The organism is Belliella alkalica (genome assembly GCF_022549785.1).
In the GTDB taxonomy this organism is placed as follows: Bacteria; Bacteroidota; Bacteroidia; order Cytophagales; family Cyclobacteriaceae; genus Belliella; species Belliella alkalica.
In genome coordinates this window covers 1-17,647 of the sequence record NZ_JAKZGO010000008.1, presented here as the reverse complement: position 1 = coordinate 17,647, position 17,647 = coordinate 1, and the positions used below count along the sequence as shown (strand labels likewise).

Annotated in this window: 12 protein-coding genes; 11 read left to right on the top strand and 1 reads right to left on the bottom strand. The window is 37.8% G+C overall.

Annotation, left to right across the window (positions count from 1 at the left end; translation table 11 throughout):
* Positions 1-7 precede the first annotated feature (7 nt).
* On the bottom strand, positions 8-2,623 hold the full coding sequence (porW, locus tag MM213_RS10870) for a type IX secretion system periplasmic lipoprotein PorW/SprE (RefSeq protein ID WP_241412557.1): 2,616 nt from the start codon (positions 2,621-2,623) through the stop codon (positions 8-10).
* 115 nt (positions 2,624-2,738) lie between these two features.
* Here porW and MM213_RS10865 point away from each other — a divergent pair, with 115 nt between their 5' ends.
* The 11 genes from MM213_RS10865 to MM213_RS10815 form a co-directional block, all read left to right on the top strand.
* Positions 2,739-3,608 (top strand): M23 family metallopeptidase, encoded by an 870-nt coding sequence (locus MM213_RS10865; protein ID WP_241412202.1) that lies wholly within the window; start codon positions 2,739-2,741, stop codon positions 3,606-3,608.
* Between the two features lies 1 nt (position 3,609).
* On the top strand, positions 3,610-4,035 hold the full coding sequence (locus MM213_RS10860; RefSeq protein WP_241412200.1) for a bactofilin family protein: 426 nt from the start codon (positions 3,610-3,612) through the stop codon (positions 4,033-4,035).
* Positions 3,986-4,255 carry an AtpZ/AtpI family protein gene (locus tag MM213_RS10855; RefSeq protein WP_241412198.1) on the top strand — a complete coding sequence of 90 codons (270 nt, stop codon included), beginning with the start codon at positions 3,986-3,988 and terminating at the stop codon, positions 4,253-4,255. Before MM213_RS10860 ends, MM213_RS10855 begins: the two co-directional genes overlap by 50 nt.
* A 429-nt stretch (positions 4,256-4,684) precedes the next feature.
* Positions 4,685-5,704 carry a F0F1 ATP synthase subunit A gene (gene atpB / locus MM213_RS10850; RefSeq protein ID WP_241412196.1) on the top strand — a complete coding sequence of 340 codons (1,020 nt, stop codon included), beginning with the start codon at positions 4,685-4,687 and terminating at the stop codon, positions 5,702-5,704.
* A gap of 40 nt (positions 5,705-5,744) precedes the next feature.
* The gene (gene atpE / locus MM213_RS10845; protein WP_014771320.1) at positions 5,745-6,005 is read left to right on the top strand and encodes an ATP synthase F0 subunit C; all 261 of its coding nucleotides are present in this window, start codon (positions 5,745-5,747) and stop codon (positions 6,003-6,005) included.
* Positions 6,006-6,087: 82 nt separating this feature from the next.
* Positions 6,088-6,582, top strand: a complete 495-nt coding sequence (locus MM213_RS10840) for a F0F1 ATP synthase subunit B (protein ID WP_241412194.1) — start codon at positions 6,088-6,090, stop codon at positions 6,580-6,582.
* 1 nt (position 6,583) lies between these two features.
* Positions 6,584-7,144 (top strand): ATP synthase F1 subunit delta, encoded by a 561-nt coding sequence (gene atpH / locus MM213_RS10835; protein WP_241412192.1) that lies wholly within the window; start codon positions 6,584-6,586, stop codon positions 7,142-7,144.
* A 32-nt stretch (positions 7,145-7,176) separates the two neighbouring features.
* Positions 7,177-8,754: a F0F1 ATP synthase subunit alpha gene (atpA, locus tag MM213_RS10830; protein ID WP_241275033.1), complete on the top strand. Its 1,578-nt coding sequence runs from the start codon at positions 7,177-7,179 to the stop codon at positions 8,752-8,754.
* Between the two features lie 78 nt (positions 8,755-8,832).
* The gene (gene atpG / locus MM213_RS10825) at positions 8,833-9,708 is read left to right on the top strand and encodes an ATP synthase F1 subunit gamma (protein ID WP_241412190.1); all 876 of its coding nucleotides are present in this window, start codon (positions 8,833-8,835) and stop codon (positions 9,706-9,708) included.
* Between the two features lie 1,324 nt (positions 9,709-11,032).
* Positions 11,033-11,527, top strand: a complete 495-nt coding sequence (locus MM213_RS10820; protein ID WP_241412188.1) for a hypothetical protein — start codon at positions 11,033-11,035, stop codon at positions 11,525-11,527.
* Between the two features lie 51 nt (positions 11,528-11,578).
* Positions 11,579-17,647: CLIPPER-2 domain-containing protein (locus tag MM213_RS10815; protein WP_305037286.1), on the top strand; the 6,069-nt coding region annotated here is incomplete at its 3' end.

The following is a 17,647-nucleotide window of genomic DNA, read 5'->3' as shown; positions in this document are numbered from 1 at the left end:
TGTAGAATTACTTGTATTTTTCTTTGTAGAAGATTCTATATTCTTCTAAGTTCTTTCTTTTATTTAACTCTTGGAAATTCTCAATTGAGATCAATAAGCTTTTACTTTTATCGGTATCCGACAAAGATGTAGATTGGAAGTCATTCAGAAATTTGGACCTATATTCCATTGCCTTTTCTGCATTATTGAACGGGCTCACTATATAGATAGCATTTTCTTTATTGAGGGTCATATTTCCAGTTCGCAAACGTAATGAAGAAAAATTTGCTGAATGAAAACCTTCAAGCTCTCCCAAAAGATTTTTAGCGTCTTTTGATTTTTCTGGTTCCAATACAATTACAAATATATGTGTTTGATTAGGATTCTCTTTATAAGGAGATTCTTCTTCTATCTTCTCTTCTTCAACTTTGTCTTCTGTGGAAGCTACTTCCTCTTCTTTTTTTGCCTCTTCAATTTTGTCTTGTTCTGGTTTTTCTCCAGTGAGAGCAACTAACATATTTCTTGCCAGATTTGATAACTCAAGGTTTTCTGTACTTTGTATGTAGGACTCTAGTCTTGCCTTATACCTTTCTCGATCATCCAACTTTCCTGAGATCATTACATCCAACAATAAAAGTTTGTCTGTATTTCTAGTCAATGGATATTCTTCTAATGTGCTTCTTAGAATTTTCCTTGCCTGGCTATAATCTCGTGCATTATAAAGCTCGTAAGCTTTTTTATAACCATTGGAAGATTGCATATAGGCCAAGTTACCAGACGCTCCACCAGGGTTGTTAACCGAAAATGTATATGGAGAATCAGGAAATTCACGATTTAGCCGCTGACTGTATAATTGAAAGTTACCATCTCTTTCTTTTTGTGCGAGATATAGAATGTAGTACGCTTCAGGTTTCTTTACAGTATTTGGGTAAGATGTGATCAGATTTTCCAAATTTTCAATGCTGAACTCAGGCTCTTTAAAATCAAAAAATAATAATTTGCCAAGTTCAAAATAAGAAATTTCCAGTGCTGCATTAAGTTTACTTACATCTTCTTCAGATTTTGGGATTTTTGAAATCAGGCTTTCTCTACTTGGGATTTGTTCAAATAAGTTTTCTTTGGATTCATCTATTTCAGGATTTACGTTACTTTCTTCTATAACATTTGATGCCGATGATGAAAATCCCTGCGTACTTCTTCTCCAATTATCTTGGAGTGGTCTGTTTCCCCAATTTCTGAAAAAATCTATAGAACCTTGCTGCATGGCTACAGTATTGTCAAAGTAGAAATTTTCTCCAGAGCTTCTGCCACCAAATGCAAGTAGATTATCGAAAATCCCCGAATTTTTTGGTTTTTCTTTGGCCGCTGCCTCTTTCAGCAATCGCTCTTCTTCACTTTTGATAAAATTATCAGCAATGAGCTCTTGTTCTTCTATGCTCAACTTGGAAAGTTTGATTAGGCTATCACTTTTTGTGATTGTTTCATAATGCATTACATAATCATCCAGTATACCTTTTTTGGATTCTATTTCTGCAAAAGAAGGGTCAATAGGCCTAAAATGTATCAAAGCACTGTCATAGTAATACTTGGCAGCACGATAATCTTTATTTGGTTCTATGCTTAATTCCGCAAGCTTTTGGTAGATGTATCCTTTTTGTATTGGATTACTCCCTTCCTCTTTTGCTGCTCTGATCAAAAGTTTTACAGCATCTTCCCTTTCTTCTTGCTTCAATTCAAACAGTGCTTTTTCATAAAGAACGACGTCTCTCAGGTCCTTATTTTTGCTATCGGAGTATAGGTCATCGTAATAATTTCTAACCTTTTTTATGTCTTTGGTTTTGTCAAGCTCGGCTACCTTTTGTGCATATAGCTGTGCAAAAAAACTTCTTTCGTATGGGGGATTCCCTTTGAGGGCTTCTTGGTAATAGCTATAAGCCAATGCGTCAAGTCCTTCCCGCTGGTAAAGTTGAGCTAGAATAAAGTTGATTCTTGATTTGTCTTTTTTGTCCTTTGAATACCCCAAAGCTTTGTCTAATGCTCCAATCTTTCCTTCAACATCATCTTTCGTATGATAATAGTATGCAAGGGTTTTGAATAGTTGATACCTGTTTTCCTTGTTGATTTTAGATTCTTTTGAAAGATAATCGATGACGAATATCACATCATCGTAGCTCTTTTGATCTATGAAAATACGCATCAATTGGATCAAGCTTCTGTGCCGAAGGTCTTTGTCTTTACTATTTACATTGATATATTTGAAAGTGTTGATAGCATCATCTGTATCAGCTTGGTAATAATCAATCATCCCTATCAAAAAATAATTGTCATCTACCCATTTTGAGATCCTATGCCAGTCGATTGCTTTTGATGAGAGCTCTCTAGCTTCTTTCAAAAGTTCTTTGTTTTGGTCTATGGTAGCACTGTCTATTGGGTAAAAAACTGGTAAAATCTGACTAAAATCTTCTTTGTGTGTTTTTTGGATGATATTCTCTAACTCAATAATTTTCTCGTTCGAAAGATAATAGGCATTGTATCGTGAGGTAGTATTATGATACACCCTATTTGTAAATGTGTTTCTTTCAGAGGAACATGCCGAAAAAAGCAAAATTAAAAATATAATAAAACAAGCGTGTTGCGTTTTCATTGCTGACATGAGATAAAGAATTGACCAAAATAAAGGTTTTGCTTCAATTTATTAAACGGTTTTAATTAATATTATATTTTTGAAACTCCTAAATACTTAAATCAAAAATAAATTAATGCTAAAAGATAAAATAAGAAGTTGGATAGATACTAAGTTTCTTTTTGTAATAAGAAAGGAGGAAGACTTTTCTGTCATTTCATCTTTAAGTATTACAAAGGTAAAAATAGCACTAATTATTTTTTTATTTTTGTTTATCACTTTTGGATTGTCACTTTTTGCTTCAAGGACCTTTTTGAAGGCATGGTTTGACCCTGAGTACCTTGAAAACGAAAATATGGCTAGGATTGTGGAATTGTCTGATATGGTTGATTCTTTGATGGTGGATCTCAAACAAAAGGACTTGTATGTAAAAAATATTCAGAGAATCATTTCCGGTGAAGATCTAGGAACAGTCTTGCTACAAGATTCCATAAATGTAGATAGACTTACCGCATCTGCTGATCAAATTGACTTATTTAGTAAGAGTGAATCTACAAAAGCAATCGAAATGGAGTTTAAGGGAATTCCGATTGACTTTTCATCTCCACGAGATTATGTTCCAAATACATTTACGGAAAGCTATTTCTTTCCACCCATAAAAGGTGTAGTAGTATCTGGATTTGATCCTCAGATTGATCACTTTGGTATTGATGTAGTTGCAAGTGCTAATGAACCAGTCAAAGCAATCGCAGTTGGTACAGTCATTTTTTCTTCTTGGACTTTGGATACAGGTTATGTGATTGGTATTCAGCATTCTAATGAATTAATTTCATTTTATAAACATAATTCAGTATTATTGAAATCTGTAGGAGATATCATAAGAGCTGGAGAAATAATCTCCATCATTGGCAATACCGGTGAATTGACTACAGGGCAACATTTACATTTTGAGCTATGGTACAAAGGTAGCCCACTTAATCCCCAAGAATTCATTACATTTAATTAATATGTTTAAAAAGCAAGAAGATAAAAAATCTGTGGCTGAAATGGTTAGCTCCAGCAATGTGATTTCAAAAGAAACATCTATCACTGGTGATATCAAAGCCCAAGGAAATATAAGGGTAGAAGGAAGAGTAGACGGCTCGCTAGACTCAAAAAATAAAATTGTAATTGGTGAATCTGCATTGGTAATTGGAAAAGTCAAGGCAGAAGAGGTTGAAGTCTCTGGGAAAGTAGAAGGTGATGTATATTGTCTGGGTACTTTGTTTTTGAAAAAAACAGCACTGATAGATGGAGATATTTTCACCCAGAAACTTGTAGTAGAGGCAGGGGCAAAGTTTAATGGAAAATGTCAAATGGGAGAATTCCCTTCTAATGAAGTAAATGGGAAAGCAAAACTTGAAGAATCCAAAAAAGAACTTATCACAGGATAGTTTTCCTGTGTATGTAAAATACATCGGACTATCATTTCAACTTTTTGCCATTATAGGGCTTGGAACGTGGTTTGGGTGGGTAATTCAACAAAAAAGTGAGATGAAATTTCCCGTATGGCTCCTGTTTTTTTGTTTCCTTTCTATCACTCTTGCTTTTTATCAACTTTTTCAATCACTTAAAAATGACGAGAAAATAGAAGAAAAGAATAAAAATTCTTAATTTTGCGCCCTCGTAAAGATATCATGTCAAGCATAAAAATATTTACAGTAAGGATTTTGGCGCTAACCCTAATTTTGGCAGGTATCATCTATGTCTTTCAAAATTATGTCCAGCCAAACTGGATTCATGATTCTATTTGGAAGATCCTTTCTTTTTTTGCTTTATTGACTTGGCTTACTGGAACCTTTGTGCACTATCTAACAAGACTGAGCAAAGAAAATTCTTCAAATATACTTCTTGGAGCTACTGCTTTGAGATTTTTGGCGAGTTTAGGCTTCATTGTAATTTATCTATTATTGGACGTTGAGAATATAATTCTGTTCGTTGCTAATTTCTTTGTTATTTATTTGTTCTATTTAATATTTGATATATACGGGTTAATAGCTAATTTGCGCCCGAATTCAAAATAGGTCATAAAAATTCGATTTGATGTTCCGTAAGTTTGTTTGCCTAAGTGTTTTATTTACAGCCGTTTTGCTGACGTTTTCAACACCCACTTTTGCCAGTGGTGATGATGAAGATAAGACTGGTTTTATTATGCATCACATAAAGGACTCCCACGAGTGGCATTTTGCTACCTTTGGGCATACACATGTGACGCTTCCATTGCCTGTAATAATTTATTCCGCAGATCGTGGCTTAGATATTTTCATGTCTTCAGATTTTCAAGATCATGAGACACACAAATTTGGAGAAGCTTATGGTATAGAAGGTTTCTATATAGATGAGCATGATCATTTGCAAAGAGCTGATGGCGCAAGTTTTACAGATCTTTCCATAACAAAAAATGTTGCGATGTTGTTTTTGGTGATCTTGGTGATGGGATACCTTGTCTTATCTGCTGCAAGTCATTACAAAAAGCATGGCGTAAAGTCTCCAAAGGGAATCGCTTCATTTATCGAACCGATTGTGATCTTTGTAAGAGATGAAATTGCCCACAAAGCAATTGGCCCTAAATACAAAAAATTTGTTCCTTATCTACTTACGCTATTCTTCTTTATTTGGATAGGTAATTTGATGGGTTTGATGCCAGGAGCAGCCAACCTCACGGGAAATATTGCTGTGACTGCAACACTAGCGGTTTTGACTTTTATTTTGGTAAATGTCAATGGGAATAAAGAGTACTGGAAGCACGTATTTATGACTCCAGGAGTTCCTATTCCATTGTTGTTAGTTATTGTGCCAGTAGAGATTATTGGTTTGTTCACCAAGCCTTTTGCCTTGATGGTCCGTCTCTTTGTGGCAATTACAGCAGGTCACATTGTGATCTTAGCATTTATTGCATTGGTATTCATATTTGAGTCTTATGCTATTGGGGTAGTTAGTACCTTGATGGTAACTTTCTTGAATGTTATCGAATTGTTGGTAGCAACGATTCAGGCTTATGTATTTACACTCTTCACTGCGATGTATATCGGTGGTGCAGTAGCAGAGCATGAGCATCATTAATTTGGAATTTCTTTGTTCAATTTATAAATAATACACACGTATGTTAACTTCATTATTATTGTCTGCTGGATTAGCACTTATGGGTGCAGGTATCGGTGCTGGAATTGTAGCGATAGGCGCAGGTCTAGGTATCGGTAGAATTGGTGGTCAGGCTATGGAATCTATTGCTCGTCAGCCTGAGGCTGCTGGTAAAGTTCAGACTGCCATGTTGATCATTGCAGCTCTTATTGAGGTAGTATCCCTGTTTGCAGTAGTAGTTTGTCTACTTATTGCTTTGAATGCAGGTGGTCTTACTTTCTAAGAACAACAGAAAAGAGGGATTGGCGTTAGGCCAATCCCTTCTCTTGATTTGAACAAAATTGAAATTATAACTCTCATATTACATGGATCTTATACTACCTAGTTCGGGGCTTATCATTTGGCAACTAATCGGTTTCCTAGCCTTGTTATTTATTTTGATGAAGTTTGCTTGGAAGCCTATCCTTGAGACTTTGGAAGAAAGAGAATCAAGCATTGACAATGCATTGAAAGCAGCTGAACAAGCGAAAGCTGAAATGGCTAACTTAAAATCTGAAAACGAGAAATTGCTTCAAGAAGCAAGAATCGAAAGAGATAACATTTTGAAAACTGCCAACGAAGCTTCTGCAAAAATGATTGAAGATGCCAAGCAGGTAGCTATCTCCGAAGGTGCAAAAATGATTGAGAATGCGAAGGCTGTAATTGAAAATGAGAAAAAAGCGGCATTGACTGAAGTGAAAAATCAGGTTGCTCAGCTTACATTGGAAGTTACAGATAAATTATTAAGAAAAAATCTTTCATCCCAAGCAGCTCAGCAGGAGTTGGTAGAAGGAATGGTAAAAGATATTAACTTGAACTAAGATGTCTGAATTTAGAGTTTCTACCAGATACGCAAAATCACTTCTTGAGCTAGCCATTGAAAAGGGTGCGCTTGAAGAAGTCCTAGCTGACATGAAGCAATTGACAGCGGTAGCAGCTGCTAACCGTGATTTTGCTTTGAGTCTAAAAAGCCCAATCGTCAATTTTGACAAGAAATTGAAAGTATTGAATGCATTGTTTGCAAGTACTGCAAATAAAATGACAATGGCATTTTATGGCATTGTAGCTAGAAAAAACAGAGCGGATCTTTTGGTGGACATCGCTAGAGAATTTCAAAAACAATATAATAGTCATAAAGGAATCCAAGTAGCAGATTTGACTACTACTTTCCCAATCACCGAAGACCTTAGAAGTAAGTTTGTCGGTATTGTGAAGGAAATATCCGGACTTGACAACATTGAATTGGTAGAGAAAATTGATACTGATATCATCGGAGGGTTTGTCTTGAAAGTAAATGACAGACAATTGGATGAGTCGCTAAGCAGCAAATTGAAAGCACTTCGCTTGGAATTTTCTCACAATCATTACGAAAGTAAAATATAAATCATAGCAATAACATTTAATCATATTCGATAATGGCAGAAGTAAGACCTGACGAAGTTTCGGCAATACTGAGAGAACAACTCTCTGGTGTCAGAACTGAGGCTGAATTGGAAGAAGTGGGTACCGTCCTTCAAGTAGGTGATGGTGTAGCCCGTATCTATGGACTTTCTAAAGCTCAGGCTGGTGAATTGTTAGAGTTTGAAAACGGACTCAAAGCAATGGTGCTTAACCTGGAAGAAGATAACGTCGGTGCCGTATTGTTCGGTGACTCGAAAGAGGTAAAAGAAGGTGATACTGTAAAGAGAACCAAGAAAATTGCTTCAATCAATGTTGGTGAAGGGATGCTTGGCCGTGTTGTGGATACTTTGGGTAACCCAATCGATGGTAAAGGACCTTTGGCAGGTGAACTTTATGATATGCCTTTGGAAAGAAAAGCTCCAGGTGTAATCTACAGACAGCCAGTTACAGAGCCACTTCAGACAGGTATCAAATCAATTGATGCGATGATTCCAATCGGAAGAGGTCAGCGTGAATTGGTAATTGGTGACCGTCAGACAGGTAAAACTGCAGTTGTTATCGATACGATATTGAACCAAAAAGAATTTTACGATAGAGGGGAACCTGTATTCTGTATCTATGTAGCTATCGGTCAGAAAGCTTCTACTGTCGCTGGTGTTGTTGCTGCTTTGGAAAAAGGTGGAGCACTTCCATACACTGTAGTAGTATCTGCTTCTGCTGCTGATCCAGCGCCTATGCAGTTCTTTGCTCCATTTACAGGTGCTGCTATCGGTGAGTTTTTCCGTGATACAGGAAGACCAGCATTGGTTGTTTATGATGATTTGTCTAAGCAAGCAGTAGCATACCGTGAAGTATCCCTACTACTGAGAAGACCTCCTGGACGTGAAGCATATCCTGGTGATGTATTCTACCTTCACTCAAGATTATTGGAAAGAGCTGCGAAAATCAACGCTTCTGACAAAATCGCAAAAGAAATGAACGATCTACCTGATTCTATCAAGCATTTGGTAAAAGGTGGTGGATCTTTGACCGCACTTCCGATTATCGAAACACAAGCATCTGACGTTTCTGCATATATTCCAACAAACGTGATCTCAATTACGGATGGTCAGATTTTCTTGGAAACCAACCTTTTCAACTCAGGTATCAGACCTGCGATCAACGTAGGTATTTCTGTATCTAGGGTAGGTGGATCTGCACAGATCAAATCAATGAAGAAAGTGGCAGGTACTTTGAAATTGGATCAAGCTCAATTCCGTGAATTGGAAGCTTTCTCTAAATTCGGTTCTGATCTTGATGCATCTACAAAAAGAACAATCGAAAGAGGGAGAAGAAACCAAGAAATCTTGAAGCAAGCTCAGTATGCTCCAGTGGCAGTTGAGAATCAGGTAGCAATTATCTACGCTTCTACTAAAGGTTTGATGGACAATGTCCCTGTAGAAAAAGCAAGACAATTCGAAAAAGAATTCTATTTACTGTTGGCTGCTAGTTATCCTGAAGCTTTGGTTGCGATCAAAAAAGGAGACATTGACACAGCAGGTAAATTGTTGGAAGCAGCTGCTAAAGAGTTGTCTCCAAAATACGCTAAGTAATTAATCGATCAAAACATACTTGGAAAGGGATTTTCAAGTATGTTTTTATAAAAATACCTCTCCATATCACAATAATATATGGCTAATTTAAAGGAAGTAAAGGAAAGAATCAATTCGGTAGTCTCTACGCAGCAGATCACAAAAGCCATGAAAATGGTAGCTGCCGCAAAATTGAGAAGAGCTCAGGACAAAATCACACAGATGCGTCCTTATTCTCAAAAATTGACTGTTATCCTGAATAATGTTTCTGCGGCAAGTGACGGACAAGCAGACATTGTTTTTGCTGAAAAACGCGAAATCAACAATGTCCTTGTAATACCTATCACTTCAGACAAAGGGCTTTGTGGTGCTTTCAATACGAATGTTTTGAAAGCTTCAAGCTTTGCAGTCAATAATCAGTTTGCTGATAAAAATATCACAATCCTTCCTTTAGGAAAAAAAGCATTCGAGTTTTTCAAGAAAAGAGGATACAATGTAATTGATACTTACTATCAAATATTTTCTGATGTCTCCTTTGAGAATGTAAAGTTGGCTGCTGAATTTGCAATGGTTGAGTTTGCAAAAGGAAACTATGACAAAGTTGTATTGGTATATAACCACTTCAAAAATGTGGCAACTCAAGAAGTAATTACAGAAAATTTCTTACCAATGATTTCCGAGAGTGAAGGTTTAGATACTAAAAGTTCTGATACCGATTATATCCTTGAGCCTTCCAGAGAATACATCATAGAGGAACTTGTGCCTACTTCATTAAAGATACAATTCTTTAAGGCGGTATTAGAAAGCAATGCGTCTGAACATGGAGCTCGAATGACAGCAATGGACAAAGCAACAGAAAATGCTGGTGAGTTGTTGAAAGAATTGAGATTGATGTATAACAGAACCCGTCAAGCAGCGATTACCAATGAAATCCTTGAGATTGTTGCAGGCGCAAATGCACTAGGAGGAAAGTAATTTTAGAATTAAAATCTAAAATTTTAGATTTACATATATATAAAACCACAAGCTAAGAAGTTTGTGGTTTTTTTTATTTAAATCAGTCTAATATTTTTTTGAAAGACTTTTCTTTAGAAGATTATTTTACTAAAGCTAGCTTCAATCTAATTTTGTGTTTATTCGCATAATTATATATTATGTATTCACCTGTTGGTGTCATTATGTATATTCAAAAAATCACATATGATTATACGCTACTTTGCCAATAGATTATAATTTTAGTATTTATGTTTGATTTAGATTAATATCTAATATCAATTAGCAATTAGCAATCTTTCCGCTTCTGGTGTATTGAAATAAATCAAAGCGAACTTTCTTTTTAAATTACTGGTATCATTCTGAATATATATTTGTTCATATATTAATATCCTACCTACTTTAATGATTTAGCTATTTTTTAAAAATATGTGATAAGTTTTCAATCTAAATAAATAGTCTATTAATAATATTCCTTTCGTTAGCTATCCTGAATGCATTATCTGATTTATAAAATAGAGATAAAATATCTGTGATATTTTCTTTAGAGTTAAGTGTTTTATAGTGAAATAGCATATTTGAAAACTAAGTAGTTGAGATATCTGGTTCTTCATAGTTTACCCCTTATTAAATTTGTCATTCACTTCAAATCTTGAAGTAGTTTTCTGAAAAGTATTTGATATCTTATTTGACTCTATCAAAAGAAATTTTATCATTCCCAATTGTATTATAACCTACTTTAGTTTATTGAGCACCAATAGTCAAATGATTTTTTAGTATGTGATTATTGTAATTATGTATACTCTATCCCTAGCGTGAGTAGTTATGCGTATTCCATAAAGTGCTTTTCGTCATAACTTACCTTAATTTTGTATTCTATATAAAAAAAAATGTAATCTATGTATATCGCCTCACGAAGATGATATGCATTAATTGTATGATAATTTTATGCTCTTTCAAATTATGTTTATATCTCTATATAGTATGTGAAAAATTGTGAGATGATAGGTTGAAATCCTAAAGTAGTGCAAATATTTCTAGGCTAAATTTAAATAAATGAAGGACTTTAAACTTAATGGAGTTTCTATCACTATGCTAGTTTCAGCAAAAGTATTAAATCTTCATTAAAGTCATATTGTAAAAAAGGGTAAGCCTTTAAAAAGAATAATTTAATTGGTATGGTAAGTACCTTTTACTTGCTAATTAACCGAGGTGCGGTTGGTGTTTTAAAAAATATATGCCTTTTAACTTCACGAGATTTAGTACAACAGGTATATGATTATGATAATATATTAATACAAATGATATGAATAAAAATATTTACCTATTAATCCTCTTCAGTCTGTTTTTGACAGTATCTGGGATGGTAAATGCAAAAATCACTTCCTCAAAATTTGCTTTTGGGTTTGCGAATATTCTCGATAAAGGGCCAGTTCCTTCTACGACTATCAGGTTTAAAAATTTCACAAATAGCCAAATAGAAAATTTGTGGACTATTGATAATCAGATTTTAAGGATCAATTCAACATTGACGGAACTATGGTTTATTCATGATTTTAATCCACTTAAGAAGAAATCAGTGAGTGGTAGGCCTCAAATTATTGGAGGCTATCTGATCGTTTCTGCAGCAGCTGTAAAAAGTGACTTCATTACTTATTCTGAAGTAGTGTGGAATAATCCGTTCCCCACTAGAATCTATTTTGAAACCGGTAAAAGATCAGTGGTCTCATATGTCACTAGTGAAAAGATTTTTCCAATTAAAACCCTATCTGACATAGTGTTTAATACTTTGGTCAAGTAGTCAGAGGACTATCTCTTATTGATATAATGCATTTAATTTGAAATCGCACGCATGATGAAATATTTACAAATTTACTTGGCCTCTTTACTTGGTATTTTAAAAATGCAAAATGCAAATTTACCTACTTCTTTTTTTGCGATGACTAATCATCTATTCAGAAGATCAAAAGGTCCTTTAAAACGACAGCTCTCTTTGGCTATTCTAAATTTTTTTGTTGTATTCGCTGGAATCTTGGCGTCTAACAATAGTTTACACGCTCAATCGGGTGAGGTGCTGCTTAAGTGGACAGATGTGCTTGCGCCAGGTACCAATATCGCTAATGGTGTTACCATTACTAATATCGGAGGAAGTGGGGTTGATGCGGAAATAAGTTTCACTGGTGCAGTTTGTGGTCAAAATTCTCCAAGAATTATTGATACGACTCCACAATATGTTGGCGCTGGCGAGCCTTTCGACGAAGATTCGGGTATGATATGGTTTAGATCTACGACTGGGGTAGACTGTTCTGGTGATCTAACGAATGCCGGGTTTATGGTGATCCAGTTTTCTGAACCGATTGTTGGTCTGCGCTTTAGAGCAAATAATATCGATAGATCAACCGTAAGTACAGGTTGGCAAGATCGGGTATTTTTTCAATCGCGACTAGATGGTACAAACCAGCCTACTTCAGTTTCACTGACACCAGGGACTGCGACATCACCTAATATAGGTGTTTTTGCTGCCCCTGATAACAGACGCTTTGCAACCCAGAATAATCTGACTGGGGCTTACTCTTCCAGCGAAGCTAGAGGATCTGTTTTGGTTCGCGTTGATGGTTTGTCAGACCGAATGATAATTGGCTTGAATTCACCTACTAGCGCTACTACTGGTCACAGATTGGATATAGGTGATATTGCCTTTATCCCAGTATCAGAGGCTTTTGAGGCCTTTGACGATGTCTGTGTTGCAAACACTATTTTTCTTTCTCAAGGGAATCAACTCCGCAATGTTGATCGTTCCTCAAATCCTTTTGAATTTCCTACCATTGGCACTAGTGCTTTTGACTATAATGCTATTGGTTTTAATCCTATTGATAACCTTATTTATGGTTTTAGGGTTGATCCTAGTGTAACAGCAACCAATCGATTAATTGTAATTGATGCTACAGGTGTGGCTCGTGACATGGGACCAGTATCAGGTCTTCCAGCTAACTCTACTTATGTTGCGGCAGATTTTGATCCGGATGGATTTCTTTGGGTTCTCAACAATAATAGTACACGGATTTATAAGGTTAATGTCCAAACTAGAACTGTTGAAGAAGACAGGGCTGTAACCATTGGCACGAATGAGCGGATAACTGACATTGCATATGATCATATTTCTGGAAATTTTTGGGGTGTATCTAGTAGTACTCGGCAGTTGGTCAGGATTAATCAAAATACTGGAGCTTGGATTAATGTTGGTACACCAAATCTATCGGGCGGTGGCGTTGGAGCAATGTATGTCGATATAGATGGAAATATTTATGGAGCGGTTAATGGAGGTGGATTTTTTCAATTTGATAGAAATACAGGGCAAAGTACACTAATTTCAAATGCTCCAAGCTCGTCTAACAATGATGGTGCTATGTGTTATACAAGTACCCTTACGTTTGACGCAGATATTCAAGTTACCAAAGTAGTCAATAACCAAACGTACTTTCCAGGAGATAATCTTGTTTACACTATAACAGTTACCAATGTAGGGCCTTTTGGAGCTACAAATGTTCGAGTTGAAGATCCATTGATTCCCAGTATTCCTGAGGCTAATCATAGCTATACAGCTACGGTTTCAGGAGGGGCGACAACAACTGTATCTGGTACCCAAACAGGTGCTATTGATGATTTGGTTAATTTGCCAGTAGGGGGTACAGTTACTTATACCTTGACAGTTACTGTTCCTTCTGGGTTTACAGGGCCCTTAACCAATACTGTAACAGCTACACCTCCTGCCAATATCAATGATACAGATCCTACTAATAATGAAGCAAGCGTTACTACCCAACCTGCAGTACCTTTTGATTGTGGAGCTAATAGTTTATTCCTTAACCAGTCAATTGTTAGTGGAGATCCATCGATTTTATATGATATAATCAGGTCCGCTAATCCTTTCGTTTTTCAACCGATTGATGATGGTACACATGGAATTACATATAATGCTATAGGGTATAATTCCCAAGATAATCTTGTGTATGGAATCCGTACCAATACTAATAGCTTAGTAAGGATAGACCAATCCGGAATTCCAGTGGATTTGGGTGAAGTGACCGGACTTCCTGTTACCAACTACCTATCAGGTGATTTTGATGAGGATGGAATTCTTTATGTTCATACTACAAACAGTTCTTTTTCAAATAGGATTTATAAAATTGATGTATCAACTAGAGCTGTGGTTCAAACATTAACTCTGTTTAGAAATGTCCTCTTTTTTGATTTGGCATATAATCCAGTTGATGGATTTCTATATACGGTGCTTGGTCCAGGAGACCCAACAGCTCCAGGTAGAATATGGAAAATAAATAGAACTACTGGTGCAGTCGAAGCAGTGGGGCCAACGCCTGCTACTGCAATTGCTTTTGGGGCTTTGTTTATAGATGCTTTAGGTGGCTTCTATGGTGCAGCTAATCTTGGAAGTGGATTTTATCAGTTTGATTTAACTACGGGCCAACGAACTGTTATTTCTGCTGCTCCTTCATCATCCCTAAATGATGGGGCAATTTGTCCGTCTAGCATACTTACATTTGATGCGGATATTCAAGTTACGAAAACAGATGGGAGTGATATTTATTCCCCAGGAACTAATGTGGTTTACACCATAGAGGTGACAAATGCAGGTCCTTTCGGAGCTACAAATGTTCGAGTTGAAGATCCATTGATTCCCGGTATTCCAGCAGCGAACTATAGTTATACAGCCACAGCTTCAGGTGGGGCGACAACAACTGTATCTGGTATTCAAACAGGTGCTATTGATGATTTGGTTAATTTGCCAGTGGGAGGAACAGTCACTTATACTTTAACAGTTTCTGTACCTTCTAATTTTACTGGGCCGTTGACCAATACTGTTACAGCTACACCTCCTGCAAATATCAATGATACAGATCTTAGTAATAATACAGCAACTGATACTAATAATGCTGAATCTGACCTAGCGATTACCAAAACTGTAAATAATCCGACTCCTTTGGTTGGCGACCAGGTTACTTTTACTGTAACTGTTACTAACAATGGGCCTAGCGCAGCAACGGGAGTTCAGGTTGAAGATGTTTTGCCGTCTGGTTATACTTATGTGAGTCATTCAGTTTCTGTTGGCTTTGGTCAGTATTTCCCTGATACGGGCTTGTGGGATATTAGTAATATGTCAAATGGGGCTGAAGCTACCCTTACAATCACAGCTACTGTAAATGCTACAGGAGATTACTTAAATACAGCAATAGTTAATGGGGATAATTTTGACCCAGATCCCACTAATAATGAAGACTCCGCCTCAATCATAAGTGTAATCAATTGTCCAGAAGCCGGATTGATTGGCAATAGTGTATTGAATGGCTTAGAGTTCTTAGCTGGTTCTGGTACTGAGGGGAATCTTCAAGTTGGTGATTATGTTATCCAAAGTGATGCCTTCAATATAGGTGGTACCTTTTATGATGTGGTACTTCAAATTACAGAGTTAAATGGTTTGGGTAGCGGAAGGTTGGAGATAGCTGACGCAGGACAGAATCCTGGAAATTTAGAACTGGTTGGAGTGCTTGCAACAAACAACCCTTACTTTGTGTATAGCTACACCATAGTGGAGTCTGGCTCTGCTACTCCTGACAGTCCAATTGGTACTCCTGTTACCTTGAACAATGTTTGGATTACTTTGGCAGATATTGATGGCGGTGGGATAATTCCTATGGGAGAGGTTACAGGTTATGCTTTATCATCTGCTCCTGATGCAATCATAGTAGGCTCTGAATTGGTTAATGAAGGATTTATTGGCTCTAGTCCATCAGGTTTTGAGCTTTTTAGGCCTGCAAATATACCTGGCCCTAATGTAGGTATTGAGGATTTTAATCATGCAATTCAATTATTCTATAACTCGTTTAGCTCTGGGACATTTATCTTTGGTGCCACAGGTTCGCATACATTCCCAGTAAACCGAGCTCAGATTCTAATCATTAGGTCTGAGGATGTGTGTGATTCGGATTTAAGAATTTCCAAAACAGTAGACAATGAAACTCCACTTGTTGGGAGCGAAGTTATTTTTACCCTTACAGCCTCTAACTTTGGACCAAAAGATAATACAGGAGTTACCGTTACTGACCAGTTGCCATCAGGCTATGATTTCGTAAGTGCAGATCCGTCTGTAGGAACGTACAATGATGCTACAGGTGTTTGGACCATTGGTAATTTAGTCAATGGTGCTAGCGCTACACTTGAGATCACAGCTACTGTAAATGCCACAGGAGACTATACCAATGTGGCTACAGTTTCTGGTGATAATGATGATCCAAATTTGAGTAACAACACATCAGAGGTTACACCTATGCCTATTTCCCCACCTATTGCCAATGATGATTCAAGCTTTGGCAACCCAGTTGGTCAGGCAGTTACGCTTGATGTTGTGGGGAATGACAATCAGACGACTGTCTTCCCAATGGACGTCGCATCCGTTCAGATTGTCGGGACGAGTAATGCCGGCGATCCGCTCGTGGTTCCTGGTGAGGGCACTTGGACGGTTGATGAAATCACCGGCGAGATCACCTTCACGCCGGAGCCCGGTTTTGTAGGAGATCCTGCTCCTATCCAATATACTATTTCCGATACTCAGGGCAATGTTTCGAATGCAGCGACGGTTACTATTACTTATGCATATCTTACACTGACTAAGACTGCCTCGCAGCTTACCTATGAGCTTAACGATGAGATTACCTATACGTTTACGGTTCTAAATAACAGCACTGTGACTTTAACGAATGTTACAGTGACAGACCTATTGTCGGGCTTGTCAGCGATTACGCCTGTTTCGGTAGCTTCTTTAGCAGCTGGAGCTTCGGTTGAATTTACTGCGACATATACGATTACCCAATCAGACATCGACAACGGTCAGGTTGAAAACACTGCGACTGCGACAGCAATGCCTATTGTCGGCGGTAATGTAGGTGTACCAATTCCAAGTCCTGTTACGGGTACGGATATGGTGACTATTAATGGTCCTGTCTTGAACCCATCGCTATCGGTAGTTAAGACTGCCACGTCGGTTAACGGCGATGCGGGGGCGACAAGCTTCAGTGCTGTTGGCGATGTGATTGCTTACAGTATAGAGGTGGGCAACGATGGTAATGTTACCTTGACCAATGTTGCGGTTAACGATCCATTGACAGGCCTGAGCGAGACGATAGCAGTATTGGCTCCTGGTGACAGTGAGACCTTTACGACGACCTATACAGTAACACAGGCAGATATCGATTCAGGCAGCGTATTGAATGTAGCGAGCGCGACGGGCACAGATCCTGACGGCGATCCTACGGATCCTACGACTGATGAAGAGGAAGTAGACGGTCCTGTCTTGAACCCATCGCTAGTGGTAGTGAAGACTGCCACGTCGGTGAACGGCGATGCGGGAGCGACAAGCTTCAGTGCTGTTGGCGATGTGATTGCGTACAGTATAGAAGTGGGCAACGATGGTAATGTTACCCTGACCAATATTGAGGTAGAAGATCCATTGACAGGTCTGAGCGAGACGATAGCAGTATTGGCTCCTGGTGACAGTGAGACCTTTACGACGACCTATACAGTAACACAGGCAGATATCGATKSMGGCAGCGTATTGAATGTAGCGAGCGCAACGGGCACAGATCCTGACGGCGAGCCTACAGATCCTGCGACAGATGAAGAGGAAGTAGACGGTCCTGTCTTGAACCCATCGCTAGTGGTAGTGAAGACTGCCACGTCGGTGAACGGCGATGCGGGAGCGACAAGCTTCAGTGCTGTTGGCGATGTGATTGCGTACAGTATAGAAGTGGGCAACGATGGTAATGTTACCCTGACCAATATTGAGGTAGAAGATCCATTGACAGGTCTGAGCGAGACGATAGCAGTATTGGCTCCTGGTGACAGTGAG

Excerpts from the sequence above, each read along its gene's own strand:
- porW (WP_241412557.1), bottom strand. The coding sequence starts at position 2,623 with ATGAAAACGCAACACGCTTGTTTTATTATATTTTTAATTTTGCTTTTT.
- MM213_RS10865 (WP_241412202.1), top strand. The coding sequence starts at position 2,739 with ATGCTAAAAGATAAAATAAGAAGTTGGATAGATACTAAGTTTCTTTTT.
- MM213_RS10860 (WP_241412200.1), top strand. The coding sequence starts at position 3,610 with ATGTTTAAAAAGCAAGAAGATAAAAAATCTGTGGCTGAAATGGTTAGC.
- MM213_RS10855 (WP_241412198.1), top strand. The coding sequence starts at position 3,986 with ATGGGAAAGCAAAACTTGAAGAATCCAAAAAAGAACTTATCACAGGAT.
- atpB (WP_241412196.1), top strand. The coding sequence starts at position 4,685 with ATGTTCCGTAAGTTTGTTTGCCTAAGTGTTTTATTTACAGCCGTTTTG.
- atpE (WP_014771320.1), top strand. The coding sequence starts at position 5,745 with ATGTTAACTTCATTATTATTGTCTGCTGGATTAGCACTTATGGGTGCA.
- MM213_RS10840 (WP_241412194.1), top strand. The coding sequence starts at position 6,088 with ATGGATCTTATACTACCTAGTTCGGGGCTTATCATTTGGCAACTAATC.
- atpH (WP_241412192.1), top strand. The coding sequence starts at position 6,584 with ATGTCTGAATTTAGAGTTTCTACCAGATACGCAAAATCACTTCTTGAG.
- atpA (WP_241275033.1), top strand. The coding sequence starts at position 7,177 with ATGGCAGAAGTAAGACCTGACGAAGTTTCGGCAATACTGAGAGAACAA.
- atpG (WP_241412190.1), top strand. The coding sequence starts at position 8,833 with ATGGCTAATTTAAAGGAAGTAAAGGAAAGAATCAATTCGGTAGTCTCT.
- MM213_RS10820 (WP_241412188.1), top strand. The coding sequence starts at position 11,033 with ATGAATAAAAATATTTACCTATTAATCCTCTTCAGTCTGTTTTTGACA.